Origin of the sequence: Aquibium carbonis (assembly GCF_003970795.1) — a bacterium.
GTDB classification, from domain to species: Bacteria; Pseudomonadota; Alphaproteobacteria; order Rhizobiales; family Rhizobiaceae; genus Aquibium; species Aquibium carbonis.
The window spans coordinates 1-12,973 of sequence record NZ_RWKW01000024.1 but is presented as its reverse complement, the minus strand read 5'-3'; the positions used below and the strand labels follow the sequence as shown (position 1 = coordinate 12,973).

At 69.3% G+C, this 12,973-nt stretch carries 13 protein-coding genes; all 13 read right to left on the bottom strand.

The features are described from left to right. Window positions 1-44 precede the first annotated feature (44 nt). Window positions 45-719 carry a response regulator transcription factor gene (locus EJC49_RS06535; protein ID WP_170314638.1) on the bottom strand — a complete coding sequence of 225 codons (675 nt, stop codon included), beginning with the start codon at window positions 717-719 and terminating at the stop codon, window positions 45-47. Between the two features lie 159 nt (window positions 720-878). After that, window positions 879-2,411 carry a Do family serine endopeptidase gene (locus EJC49_RS06530; protein WP_126698657.1) on the bottom strand — a complete coding sequence of 511 codons (1,533 nt, stop codon included), beginning with the start codon at window positions 2,409-2,411 and terminating at the stop codon, window positions 879-881. Window positions 2,412-2,545: 134 nt separating this feature from the next. Beyond that, window positions 2,546-3,778: a bifunctional alpha/beta hydrolase/OsmC family protein gene (locus EJC49_RS06525; protein ID WP_126698656.1), complete on the bottom strand. Its 1,233-nt coding sequence runs from the start codon at window positions 3,776-3,778 to the stop codon at window positions 2,546-2,548. Window positions 3,779-3,817: 39 nt separating this feature from the next. Continuing rightward, window positions 3,818-4,303, bottom strand: a complete 486-nt coding sequence (locus tag EJC49_RS06520) for a cytochrome c-type biogenesis protein (RefSeq protein WP_245453298.1) — start codon at window positions 4,301-4,303, stop codon at window positions 3,818-3,820. After that, window positions 4,300-6,282 carry a heme lyase CcmF/NrfE family subunit gene (locus tag EJC49_RS06515; protein WP_126698655.1) on the bottom strand — a complete coding sequence of 661 codons (1,983 nt, stop codon included), beginning with the start codon at window positions 6,280-6,282 and terminating at the stop codon, window positions 4,300-4,302. The genes EJC49_RS06520 and EJC49_RS06515 overlap by 4 nt, the downstream gene beginning before the upstream one ends. A 24-nt stretch (window positions 6,283-6,306) precedes the next feature. After that, window positions 6,307-6,741, bottom strand: coding sequence for a cytochrome c maturation protein CcmE (gene ccmE, locus EJC49_RS06510; RefSeq protein WP_126698673.1), 435 nt, complete (start codon window positions 6,739-6,741; stop codon window positions 6,307-6,309). After that, window positions 6,741-7,883: a c-type cytochrome biogenesis protein CcmI gene (gene ccmI, locus EJC49_RS06505; RefSeq protein ID WP_126698654.1), complete on the bottom strand. Its 1,143-nt coding sequence runs from the start codon at window positions 7,881-7,883 to the stop codon at window positions 6,741-6,743. Before ccmI ends, ccmE begins: the two co-directional genes overlap by 1 nt. 141 nt (window positions 7,884-8,024) lie before the next feature. Further along, window positions 8,025-8,444, bottom strand: a complete 420-nt coding sequence (locus tag EJC49_RS06500) for a hypothetical protein (protein ID WP_126698653.1) — start codon at window positions 8,442-8,444, stop codon at window positions 8,025-8,027. A gap of 304 nt (window positions 8,445-8,748) precedes the next feature. After that, the gene (locus EJC49_RS06495) at window positions 8,749-10,107 is read right to left on the bottom strand and encodes an ATP-binding protein (RefSeq protein WP_126698652.1); all 1,359 of its coding nucleotides are present in this window, start codon (window positions 10,105-10,107) and stop codon (window positions 8,749-8,751) included. A 34-nt stretch (window positions 10,108-10,141) separates the two neighbouring features. Then, the gene (locus tag EJC49_RS06490) at window positions 10,142-10,807 is read right to left on the bottom strand and encodes a response regulator transcription factor (protein WP_126698651.1); all 666 of its coding nucleotides are present in this window, start codon (window positions 10,805-10,807) and stop codon (window positions 10,142-10,144) included. 65 nt (window positions 10,808-10,872) lie between these two features. After that, entirely contained in the window at window positions 10,873-11,172 is a 300-nt protein-coding gene (locus EJC49_RS06485; protein ID WP_126698650.1) for a hypothetical protein, read from the bottom strand. 97 nt (window positions 11,173-11,269) lie between these two features. Then, window positions 11,270-11,482: a hypothetical protein gene (locus tag EJC49_RS06480; RefSeq protein WP_342635346.1), complete on the bottom strand. Its 213-nt coding sequence runs from the start codon at window positions 11,480-11,482 to the stop codon at window positions 11,270-11,272. Between the two features lie 83 nt (window positions 11,483-11,565). After that, on the bottom strand, window positions 11,566-12,973 hold a 1,408-nt coding region (locus EJC49_RS06475; RefSeq protein ID WP_210211761.1), incomplete at its 5' end, for a phage tail protein.

Genomic DNA, 12,973 nt, shown 5'->3' with positions numbered 1-12,973 from the left:
GAGGCGCGCACCGGTTCCGCGCAGGATCGCCCCGACGGCCAATGTCAGTCGGCCTTCAGCATGTAGCCCGCTCCCCGGATCGTGTGCAGAAGCGGCTTGTCGAAGCCCTTCTCGATCTTGCCGCGCAGGCGCGACACGTGCACGTCGATCACGTTGGTCTGCGGGTCGAAATGGTAGTCCCAGACGTTCTCGAGCAGCATGGTGCGGGTGACGACCCGTCCGGCATGCCGCATCAGATATTCCAGCAGCTTGAATTCGCGCGGCTGCAGCGGGATGTCTCGCCCGGCACGGCGCACGGTATGCGACAGCCTGTCGAGCTCGAGATCGCCGGCGCGGTACATCGTCTCCACGTCCTTGCCGCCGGAGCGCCGCTTCAGCACCTCCACGCGGGCAAGCAGTTCGCTGAAGGCGTAGGGCTTGGTGAGATAGTCGTCGCCGCCGGCCCGCAGCCCGGTGACGCGATCGTCGACCTCGCCCAGCGCCGACAGGATCAGCACCGGGGTTTCGGAACCCCGTGCCCGCAGGCCCGCGATCACCGACAGCCCGTCGCGGCGCGGCAGCATGCGATCGACCACCAGCACGTCGTAGTCGCCTTCGTCGGCCAGCGTGAAGCCCGTGTCGCCGTCGGCGGCGACATGCGCCGTATGGCCGGCCTCGGTGAGCGCCTTCTGGAGGTAGTCGGCCGCCTCGCGGTCGTCCTCGATGACAAGAATCTTCATGCCCGCCTTATACGCGATCTCGGGCGCTTGAACCGCCGTCATGTCCATTTTTCGGCTCCGATGCAGAAACGGCAGCGGATGATGTCCGCTGCCGCCGTCGCGAGCCCCGTTCCGGGGCCCGCAGAGATGCCGCGCCGCGCAAGGCGGCGCGTCGCGGGATCAGCCCTGCTGCACCGGCAGCGCCACGAAGCGATTGGTGTCGTCGCGCTTGATCTGGAACAGCACCGCCTTGCGGCCCGCCTTGGAGGCGTCGCTGACGGCCTTCTCGACCGCTGCCGCGCTCGTCACGGCCTGTGCGTTGACCGACGTGATCACGTCGCCCGACTGGATGCCGCGATCGGCGGCGTCGCTGCCGGGCGCCACGTCCGTCACCACCACGCCCTGTCCATCCTCGGACGGGGTGACGGTCAGGCCGAAGTCCTCGAGCACGCTGCCCTCTTCCTCGACGGCCGGGTCCAGCGAGGCCTGCTGCTCCATGCCGGGCATCTCGCCGAGCTCGACCGTGATGGTCTGCTCCTCGCCGTTGCGCAGCACGGTCACCTCGGCCGAGACGCCGGGGGCCATGTTGCCGATCATACGGGCCAGGTCGCGCGGCGACTTGATCGGCCTGCCGTCGACCTTGACGATGATGTCGCCGGGCACGACGCCGGCCTTCATCGCCGGGCTGTCGGGCTGCGGCTGCGAAACCAGCGCCCCGTCGGTGCCCTGGATGCCGAGCGAATCGGCGATCTCCTCGGTCACCGGCTGGATCTGGACGCCGAGCCAGGCACGATCGACCGTTCCGCTGGCGCGGAGTGCGGAAATCACGTCCTTGGCCGTGGAAGCCGGGATCGCGAAGGCGATGCCGACATTGCCGCCGGACGGCGAGAAGATCGCGGTGTTGATGCCCACGACCTCGCCATTGAGGTTGAAGGCCGGACCGCCCGAATTGCCCCGGTTCACCGCTGCGTCGATCTGGATGAAGTCGTCATAGGGGCCGGCGCCGATGTCGCGGCCGCGCGCCGAGACGATGCCTGCGGTCACGGTGCCGCCGAGGCCGAAAGGGTTGCCCACAGCCACCACCCAGTCGCCGACGCGCACCTTGGAATCATCGGCGAAGGAGACGTAGGTGAAGGTCCGCTCCTCGTCGACCTTCAACAGCGCCAGGTCCGTGCGCGGATCCGAGCCGACCAGCGTCGCGCCGATCTCGGTGCCGTCGTCCATCACCACGGTCAGTTCCGAGCCATCCCGGACGACGTGGTTGTTGGTGACGAGATAGCCGTCTTCGGAGATGAAGAAGCCGGACCCCTGCGAGACAGGACGCGCCCGCTCCGGACGGTTGCCGCGGTTGGGCCGGTTGCGCTCGGCGCGCGGGCTGTTCTCGAAGCCGCGGAAATCGCGGAAGAAGCGCTTCATCGGATGGTCGTCCGGCAGGCTTTCGAAGCCACGGCCGAACATGCCGTCGGGCCCGGCGGCGGCCGGTTGTACCGTCGCCTTCACGCGCACGGAAACGACGGCCGGCGACACCTTTTCGACGACGTCGGCAAAACCCAGTTGCTGCTGCTGCGTCTCGACGCGAACGGCTTCGGCGAAAACCGGAACGGTGCCCGACGTCACGGCGCCGAGGCCGACGGCCGTGCCGATCGCGACCGATGCGGCGGCGGCTGCAAAGCGCTTGCCCACGGGCGACTTGGAAGAGAATGGAGACTTCATCGTGTCCTGTCCTTTCGGGTTCGGATGCATGGTGAACATCCTCGGACAGGGATTTAGGCAATCGCACATTACACCGCCATTTCCGGCGGATGAAATGTTGGTAAGGTTGGGGGGCGGCAGATACTGCCCCCGCGCTACCGCCCCTTCACCACCGTCTTCACCTTGGAGCTCCCCTCCAGCGTCCGGTGCACCGGGCACTTGCCCGCGATCTCCTCGATCTTTTCGGCGAGTTCGGGCGGCAGGTCGCCCTCGATCGAAATCACGCGCTCGAAACGGTCGATGCGCCTGCCAGAGCCGCGCTCCTCGTCGGTGCAGTCGGCGCAGTCCTTCGCATGGATCTTGGCATGGCTGACGTCGACGCTGACGCGGCCGAGCGGTACCTTCTTGAAATCGGCATACATGCGCAGCGTCATCGACGTGCAGGCGCCGAGCGCGATCGACAGGAAGTCATAGGGCGATGGCCCGGAATCCAGTCCACCGGCGGAAACCGGCTCGTCGGCGAAGAGCCGGTGGGCGCCGGCCTGCACCGCGTTCTGGAACTTGCCCTCGCCGGTCTCGGTCACGCGCACGTGCTCGATCGCCGCCTCGCCCTGCGGTACGTCCGCGTCGAGATAGCGCGACGCCCAGCCCGCAATCACCGAAGCCGCGAAAGTCGCGTCGTCCTCGCGCGTCAGCAGGTGGTCGGCCTTGTCCAGCGACACGAAGCTCTTGGGGTGGCGGGCTGCGATGAAGATCGACGTCGCGTTGTCGATGCCGACGGTTTCATCCAGCGGCGAATGCAGGATCAGAAGCGGCTTGCGCATCGCCCGGATGCGCTCGGCCAGCCGCACGCCGCGCACGTCCTCGACGAACTGGCGCGCGATGCGGAAGCGGCGGCCGGCCAGCGTCACGTCGGCCTGCCCGTCGCGCTCGATCGTGGCCAGGTCCGAGCCGAAATTCGCCAGCACGTGGTCGGTGTCGGCCGGCGCGCCGATGGTCACGACGGCCCGCGCTTCGGGGATGTCGGCCGCCACCGCCAGCATCGCCGCCCCGCCCAGCGAATGGCCGATCAGCAGCGAAGGCGCGGCATGGTTGTCCCGCAGCCAGTCGGCCGCCGCCAGGAGGTCGCCGACATTCGAGGTAAAGTTGGTCGAGGCGAACTCGCCCTCGCTGGAGCCGAGACCGGTGAAATCGAAGCGCAGCACGGCGATGCCCGACCGCGCGAGCTCGGCCGCGATGCGCCGCACCGCCATCAGGTCCTTGGAGCAGGTGAAGCAGTGCGCAAACAGCGCAAAGGCCCGCACGGGTCCATTCGGCATGTCGAGGCGGGCGGCGAGGTTCGCGCCCGAATGGCCGGGAAAGCTTGCGCGGCTGGTCATGGGTGGCATGGATGGGTCTCTCCGTTCGGCATCGGAGGGCACATCCTATCAGCCGGGGCGATTGGTCTCTTCCAGAATCTTGCCGAGCCGCGCCTCTTCCTCGGCGGAAAGCCGGTCGCCGGGCCCTGCCTTGCGGCGCCGGCGCGTCACCAGGAACACGCCGCCCGCCACGATCACCACCACGGGCGTCGCCCACAGCGCCAGGTTCTGCAGGTTCATGCGCGGCTTCAGCAACACGAACTCGCCGTAGCGCGAGACGACGAAGTCGATCACTTCCCCGTTGGTATCGCCCGCCACCAGCCGTTCGCGCACCAGCACGCGCAGGTCACGCGCCAGTTCGGCGTTGGAATCGTCGATCGACTGGTTCTGGCAGACCAGGCAGCGCAGATGCGTGGAGAGCTCGCGCGCCCGCGCCTCCAGCGCCGGATCGTCCAGCACCTCGTCGGGCTGCACCGCGCGCGCTCCACCGACGGACAGGCCGATCGCCAGCGTCACGACCAGCGCCGCCAGCAAGGACCTGAGCGCGGCCATCATGCCGCTGCCTCTTCGGCCAGCCGCTTGCGTCGTTTCGCCGGCGCGCCGATGCGCAGCCGCCGGTCGAGCAGCGACAGCGTGCCGCCGACCATCATCACCACGCAGCCGAGCCAGATCAGGGTCACCAGCGGCTTCCACCAGATGCGCACGACGATGGCGCCGTCCTCCACCGCGTCGCCGAGCGCGATATAGACCTGGCTGACGCCGCGGGTGGCGATGCCCGCTTCGGTCGTCGGCATCTGGCGGGCGGGATAGAAGCGCTTCGCCGAGACGATTTCGGTCAGCGTCCGACCGCTGGAATTCAACAGCAGGAAACGCCCCTGGTCCTCGGTGTAGTTCGGCCCGCGATAGGGTTGCAGCCCCTCGAATCGCACCTCGTAGCCCGCCACGGCGACGCTGTCGCCGGGCTTCATGGTCAGGATGTGCTCGGTCTGCAGCGACATCACCCCCACGACGCCGAGCGTGGTCAGGCCGACGCCGAGATGGGCGAGCGCCGTGCCGTAGGCCGAGCGCGGCAGGCCCGCGAAGCGGCGCAGCGCCACGCCCGGCGACACGTTGCCGATGCCGGACTTGGCGGCGAGGTCGGTCAGGGCGCCGAGCACCAGCCAGGTGCCGAGACCGATGCCGAAGGCGGCCAGCACCGAGGCGCGGTCGATGAAGGAATAGGTCAGCAGCATCACCAGCACGGCGCCGCCGAAGGCGAACACCAGCCGCTGCGAGGCGGCCCACAGGTCGGCGCGCTTCCACGCCAGCAGCGGCCCGAACGGCACGGCCAGCAGCAGCGGCACCATCAACGGGCCGAAGGTGAGGTTGAAGAAGGGCTCGCCCACCGAGATCTTCTCGCCGGTGATCGATTCCAGCACCAGCGGGTAAAGCGTTCCCACCAGCACCGTCGTCACCGCCGTGGACAGGAACAGGTTGTTCAGGACCAGCGCGCCCTCGCGCGAAATCGGCGCGAAAATGCCGCCCGGCGCCAGCGTATTCGCCCGCCAGGCGAACAGGATCAAGGCACCGCCGATGAAGAAGACGAGGATCATGAGGATGAAGAGCCCGCGCGACGGGTCGGTCGCGAAGGCGTGCACGGAGGTCAGGACGCCCGAGCGCACCAGGAACGTGCCGAGCAGGGACAGCGAGAAGGCCATGATGGCGAGCAGCAGCGTCCAGATCTTCAGCGCCGAGCGCCGTTCCATGACGATCGCCGAATGCAGCAGCGCCGTGCCGGCGAGCCAGGGCATGAAGGAGGCGTTCTCGACCGGATCCCAGAACCAGAAACCGCCCCAGCCGAGTTCGTAATAGGCCCAGTAGGAGCCCATCGCGATGCCGCCGGTGAGGAACACCCAGGCCGCCAGCGTCCAGGGGCGTACCCAGCGCGCCCAGGCGGCGTCGATGCGGCCCTCGATCAGGGCCGCGATGGCGAAGGAGAAGCAGACCGAGAAACCGACATAGCCGAGGTAGAGCAGCGGCGGATGGATCGCCAGGCCGATGTCCTGGAGGATCGGGTTGAGGTCCTGGCCTTCGATCGGGGCGGGGCTGACCCGCACGAAGGGGTTCGAGGTCGCGATGATGAACAGGAAGAAGGCCGCGCCGATCAGGCCCTGGATCGCCAGCACGTTGGCGCGCAGCGTGGCGGGCAGGTTGCGGCCGAACAGGGCCACCAGCGCGCCGAAGAAAGTCAGGATCAGCACCCACAGGAGCATCGAGCCCTCGTGGTTTCCCCACGTGCCGGTGATCTTGTAGAGCATCGGCTTCTGCGAATGCGAGTTCTCGACGACGTTCAGAACGGAGAAGTCGGACAGCACGTAGGCCACCGTCAGCGCGGCGAACGAGATCGCCGTCATCGCAAAGCCGGTCACCGCGACCGGTCCCCCCGTCGCCATCAGCCGGGCGTCGCCGGTTCGGGCGCCGACCAGCGGCAGCACGAACTGCACCAGCGACAGCGCGAAGGCCAGCACGAGCGCGAAATGTCCGGTCTCGACCATGATCGGCAGTCCTCCCTTCCGCCTCTATTCCGGCTGCCAGACGCCCTGCGCCTTCAGGCTGTCGGCCACTTCCTTCGGCATATAGGTCTCGTCATGCTTGGCAAGCACGCTGTCGGCCACGAAGACGCCATCGTCGCCAAGCGTTCCTTCCGTCACCACGCCCTGCCCCTCGCGAAACAGGTCGGGCAGGATGCCGTCATAGACCACCTTCACCTGACCGCCGCCATCCGCGACGCCGAAGGCGACGCGGGTGCCGCCGCCGCGCTCGACCGAGCCCTCCTCCACCAGCCCGCCGAGGCGGATGCGCTGGCCGGGCGCGATGCTCGCCGTCGCCAGGTCGGCCGGCATGTAGAAATAGGACGACTTCTCGCCCAGCGCATAGAAGGTCAACCCGGCGGCGGCGCCGAGGAAGGTCAGCCCGCCGGCAATGATCGTCAGCCGCTTTCGCTTTCGTCTCATCATGGTTGTGCGTCTCCGAGCCCGAGTTCCGCGGCGAAGGCGGTCAGTTCGCGGGCCTGTTCCGTGTCCGTGCCGAGCGCCGCCACGCCGCGGGCCAGCGCGTCCTGCGCGTCCTGCCTGCGTTGAAGCACGACGTAGGAGCGGACGAGCCGCTGCCAGCCCTCGGCGTCCTGCGGGTTCTCCCTTAGCCGCTCGTCGAGCCGCTCGACCATGACCTGGATCATGTCGGCGCGTTCCTCGTCGGACAATTCCGCGGCCGCCCGCATGTCGTCGCTCGTCGGGCCGGGCGCGGCCGCCCCAGTCCGGCGCTGCGCCTCGGCCGTCGCCTGCGCCAGCGTCTGCTCCACCATGGGCCGCCACGGCGATTCGGCCGGCAGCGTTTCGAGCATCGCGCGCAGGTCGCCTGCCGCCGCAACCAGGTCGCCCTCCTGGGCCTTTGCCGTCGCCAGGAAGAATTTCGGCCGCGGATCGGCGGGATCGAGCGCTGCCGCCCGTTCGAAGGCCTCCGCCGCCTGGGTGGTCACGACGCCGCCGGCCCCGGCCATCAGGGCTTCGCCCAGGCCGGTCCAGCGCGGCGCACTGTCGCCAAGCAGCCGGATGGCGTTGCGGAATGCCGTCGCCGATTCGCTGACGCGCTCGAGCCTCAGATAGATCGGCGCCACCACGTCCCAGCCGCGCCCGTCGTCGGGGTTGGCGCGCAGATGCGCCTCGGCGCGGGCCACGAGTTCGTCGATGCTGGAAGAGCCGGGATCCTTGGCCAACCGTTCGGCCAGCGGCTGGCCGGGCATGTCGGGCGAGCCGAAAGCCGTATAGAGGCCCCAGCTCATCATCGGCACCGCCACCACGGCCGCCATCGCCAGCCCGCGCACCAGCGCGTTGTCGCGTGCGGTGTGCACCTCCCCCGTTCCGGAGACGTCCAGCTTCAGGATGCGGCGGCCGATCTCGGCCCGGGCCTGCGCGGCCTCGTCCTGGCCGATCAGCCCGCGCGACGCATCGCGCTCGATCTCGGCCAGCTGGTCGCGGTAGACTTCCAGGTCATGCTCGCGCGCGCCGGCAACCTCGCGGCGCGAACCCGAGAGCGGCAGGATGATGGCGAGGCTCGCGATGATCGTGAGCAGGCCGAGGACGATCCAGAACACCATGCGACCTCACATAGCGGTGGTTGGAGCGCATTCCAATCGCGCAGCCATGCGGCTATTTGGCGGCATCGGCGCTCGCCGCGTCGTCACGCCTCATAGCGCGGGCCGCCGACCGCCGTCCATGCCCCGTTCGGGCGTGCCGTTTCAGGTGAGCGGCGTCCAGCTGCCGTTGGGGTTGCGGCAGGCCGTGCCGCGGGCGTCGCGCTCTTCCGAGCCCCGGGCGATCGCATGGCTGTACTGGCGGCAATCCTGCGACCCGACGCGGTAGGGCTGCGCCGCGATCACGCGCCCGCTGACGCGCCCGTCCTCGCTGCGCCATGCCACCGGCGCACCGGCCGCGGTGTATTCGAGCGCCCGGTATTCGGCTTCCAGCGCCCTGCGCCGGTCCCGCGAGCCGAGATTCGCACCCAGATCGCCGCCGACCAGCCCACCGGACATGGCGGCGATGATCGAATCGGCCGTCGCCGGGCGCGTTGCCGCCGAGCCCGTCAGCGAGGACGTCGTACAGCCGCCGAGAACCAGGCAGGCGAACGCCACCACGAGGTGTCCAGTCGTCCTGCTCATTCGTTCTCCTGTCGACGCATTGCGGCCGAACCGGCCCGATAGGGTTGATGTATGTCGGAATTTTGGCCCGGGTGAAAGGGCGCGGTCACGATTGGCGGATTGCTCCGACCGCTTCGGAAACGGCCGCGGCCCGGTTCGGTTCCAGACCCCCCGTCATGCCGGAAACGTCGTCAGGCGAGGCCGTGCCCCGTCGACATCGAGGGCCATCGCCACCCCACGATCCTGCCGGCGGACGTCCGGCTGCAGCCTTGAAACCCGCTATCGCCACCGTCCGCAAGCGCATCGCCGGCCTTCGCCGATCCCCTCATCCCGGCCCCGGCAGGCGCACCTCGGCCTTCAGGCCGCCGAGGTCGGAGCGCGACAGCGTCAGCTGGCCGCCATACTCGCGCACGAGGTCGTTGACGATCGCCAGCCCCAGCCCGGTGCCCGGCTTGCTCTCGTCCAGCCGCTTGCCCCGAGCCAGCGCCTCGCGCGCCTTGTCCTCGGGAATGCCCGGTCCGTCGTCCTCGATGGTCAGGACCACCTGCCCCGCTTCGTCCGACAGACCCACGCGCGCGCGGCTCCGTGCCCATTTCATCGCGTTCTCGAGCAGGTTGCCGGCAATCTCCTCGAAGTCCTCGCGCTCGCCGGCAAAGATCATGTCGCGGCCCGGCTCCATGAATTCGAGTTCGACCGACGGGTCCACCTTGCGGAACACGCGCACCAGCCTTTGCAGGGCATCGCAGGTCGGGGTGCGATAGACGACGCTGTCGCGCTGCGCCGCGATCCGGGCGCGCTGGAGATAGTGCTCCACCTGCTGCTGCATCGCCGAGGCCTGCTCGACGATCAGCGCGCCCCGGGCGCCGCCCATGGCGCGGCCTTCGTTCAGGAGCACGGCCACCGGCGTCTTCAGCGAATGCGCGAGGTTGCCCACCTGCGTGCGCGATCGTTCCACGATGCGGCGGTTGTTCTCGATCAGCGCGTTGGTCTCGTTGGCCAGCGGTTCGATCTCGGCTGGAAACGTGCCGTCCAGCCGGCGGGCCGTGCCCTCGCGCACCTGCGACAGCGCGGTGCGCACCCGGTCCAGCGGCCTCAGCCCGAACAGGATCACCAGCGCGTTGACGGCGATCATCGAGACGCCGAACACCGACAGGTAGGAATAGAGCTGCGTCTCGAAATCCGCGATCTGCGTTTCCAGCTCGCTGCGGTTGCCCATCACGCGAAAGCGGGCGATGCGGTTCTGCGCGTCGAGGATGAAGTCGTTCTCCAGCACGTCGACGCGTTCGCCGGTCAGGCCCTGCGCCTGGTAGAGCCGCTGGAACTGGCTGTCGAAGGGAACCTGGTCGACGCCGGGGGCGGGAATGGCGGCCGTCATGGAGGGCGAGCGGATGCCGCCGGTCACCTCGGGGGACACGGCTTCGACCGCCCAGTACCAGCCGGAGCCGGGCTGCGAGAACTTCATGTCGTAGAGATCCGGCGCGCCTTGCAGCGCGCCGTCGTCAGACAGGCCGACGGTCGTCACGAGGCTGTAGAGATGGGCGGTCAGAAGGTCGCGGAAGCCACGTTCGGCGGCGTCGCGGTAAAGCGCCGAGATCAGGGTCGCGATCACCACGAGGGCCGCGACCGCCCACAGCGTCGAGAAGGTCACGACGCGGAACGAGAGCGATCTCAGACCGAATTTCACCCGATGTCTCCCACGGCCCGCGCGCGGGTCCGCTTCAACCGTTCTGCTCGCGGATGCGGTAGCCCATGCCGCGCACGGTCTCGATCAGCTCGACGCCCATCTTCTTGCGCAGCCGCCCGACGAACACTTCCACGGTGTTGGAATCGCGGTCGAAATCCTGATCGTAGAGATGCTCGACCAGTTCGGTGCGCGACACCACCTCGCCCATGTGGTGCATCAGGTAGGCCAGCAGCCGGAATTCGTGCGAGGTCAGCTTCAGCGTCTGTCCGTCCACCTCGGCCTTCGAGGCTTTGGTGTCGAGCCTCAGCGGCCCGCAGACCAGTTCCGACGATGCGTGGCCGGCGGCGCGGCGGATCAGCGCGCGCAGGCGCGCCAGCACCTCCTCGATATGGAAGGGCTTGGCGACGTAGTCGTCGGCGCCGGCATCGATGCCGGCCACCTTGTCGCTCCAGCGGTCGCGCGCCGTCAGCATCAGAACGGGCATCTTGCGGCCGGCCTGGCGCCACTTCTCCACCACGGTGATGCCGTCCATCTCCGGCAGGCCGATGTCCAGCACCACGGCGTCGTAGGGCTCCGTCTCGCCCAGGAAATGGCCTTCCTCGCCGTCATGGGCGCGGTCGACCACGTAGCCGGCCTCCGTCAGCGCCTCGACGATCTGGCGGTTCAGGTTCTTGTCGTCCTCGACAACCAGTATGCGCATGGTCCCTCTGCCCGATGGTGCGTTCACATCCTCATGTGCACGACCGCTGGCTTCCTCACAGTGAATTAATTCGCAGGCACCTGCTTGCGCACGACGCGGGGCGGCTGCCCGCCCGTGCCGGGCACGGTGTAGACGATGACGCAGACCGTGCGTCCGCCGCTGCTTTCGGCCACCGCGCTGCGCACGGTGCCGCCTTCGCTGGCGGCGACGGAGCGGCCGATCGCACCGCAATCGGCCGACGCCGGCTGAACCAGCTCCGGAACGGCAGGCGTGGCAAGCGGCAACTGCGCGTGGCCGGGTGCCGCCATGGCCAGGATCATCAGCGCGGGCACCAGGCACCGCAGGGGGGCGAGAAAGGTTTTCATGCCGCCTTGATAGTCCGTCGCCTCTGAACGGGGCATGAATGGTCCGGCCGAATCCGATTTTTCGTCACCGCCCGGCCCTCCCTTTCCCACCTGCCCGCTACGATCCGATCCGGTTCGTCGCGACGATCCGGCCCCACAGCGCAACCACCCCCGAAATGGCGGCGGCGACCTGCAATATCGTATCCGTCACGGCCGAATTGTCGAGACCGGCGAGCGGCAGGCCGAAAACGCCGCCCATCGTGGTGGCGATCGTGACGATCGATGCCCAGACGGTGCGCGAGAGATACCAAGGCTTCTGTTCGGTCAACATTGCACGTCTCCTGTTGCTGTTGGGGAAGGGAAGGGAGGGGCGGCGAAGGCGCGCCAGCCCCCGGATCGCGCCGGCAAGGCGTCTCATGGCATTTCCACCGCCAGCGTCGCCGGCAGGCCCGCCTGTCCGCCCGGACGTTTCCTCTGCCGCACGGTCAAGAGCGCCGCCCCTCCCGCGCCGAAATCGGCGGCGATGGCGGCGGCCGCGTAGGTCCAGGCCGGCGACGTCGTCTCGGCCGAGCGCTTCAGCACGCCGCCGGCCGTCCTCACCTCCACCAGGTAGGCCTCGGCCTCCTCGCCGAGCGGAATTTCGTCGGCGTCCCAGCCGTCGGCGCCGATCCGGCTGCGGCGGATCCAGGTCAGGCACAGGTCGCCGCCGTCCTCGAATGCCGCCCGCAGATGCACCGGTGCGAGCGGCAGCGCCGCGCGCAGACCGCCGGCCGCCGTCTCCAGCGTGAAGACGTCGCTCTCGAGGTCCGCGCCTGCCGGCCCGACGCGCCAGTTCAGGACCAGCCCTGCCTCCGCCGGCTTCAGCCCCGCCGACAGCACCGCGCCGTCCAGCAGCACGAAGGGCGCGCCGGGGTCGGCGCCGGCCAGCATCGCGTCTTCCGTCCCGAGTTGTCCGCGCAGCAGGTCGCCGAGCCGCCAGACGTCGGGCGCCATTTCCTCGGCGGTGCGGAACTGCACCACCTCCCAGGCCGCGTTCCGCGACAGGATCGCCGCCGCGTTGCCGCCATTGAGCTGCTGCAGCGCCGAGAGGCTTTGCAGCGAACCGCCCGACAGCGAGACGTGGACCGTCCCGCCCCGGTCGAGCCGCCCCGGCATGCCGGGGCCGAGCGCTTCGATCAGTTCGCCGAGCCTGGCCGCGTCCGGAAGCACGGTGCGCAGTTCGAAGCCCGTGTCCTCCGGCGAAACCTGCACGATCTGGCTGCGCCAGGGTCGTGCCCAGGCGGCGATGCGCAGGCCCCGCCACGGCTCGTCCACGTCCGACGTCAGCGGCAGGTCGAGCAGCACGAGCGCGGGCGCGGCGAGCGCCTGCACGGTCTCGTGCGTGGCGTCGCCCAGGGTCGGCGCGATGCGAGCGGGCGCCAGCCGGTCCACCCGCACCGCCCGCACCTGCCGCAACAGCCCTTCGTCGATGTCCGTGACCTCGAGGTCGTCGGCGCCGAAAGCGGACGGCAATCGCACCAGCGTCCCCGGCCGCACCCGCCGCTCGCCGGCCGGCAGCGCAAAAGACACCTCGTCGCGTTCGCGCCAGCGCCGCTTCAGCCAGTCGGCCACCAGGGCCTCGGCCACCGGCGGCTCGAGGCAACCGGCAAAGCCCAGCCGCTCCTGCCCCGGATTGGCGGCGCCGTCGCGCAGGCGGCGGGCCGAGCCGGCCTCGTAATCGTTGAACGGATCGCGGAAGGCCACGATCGCCTCGCCGGGCAGCGCATGGTCGGGCGCGCGGGTGGCGGTCACGGTCGCGCCCTGCTGGGGCAGCACCAGCGCG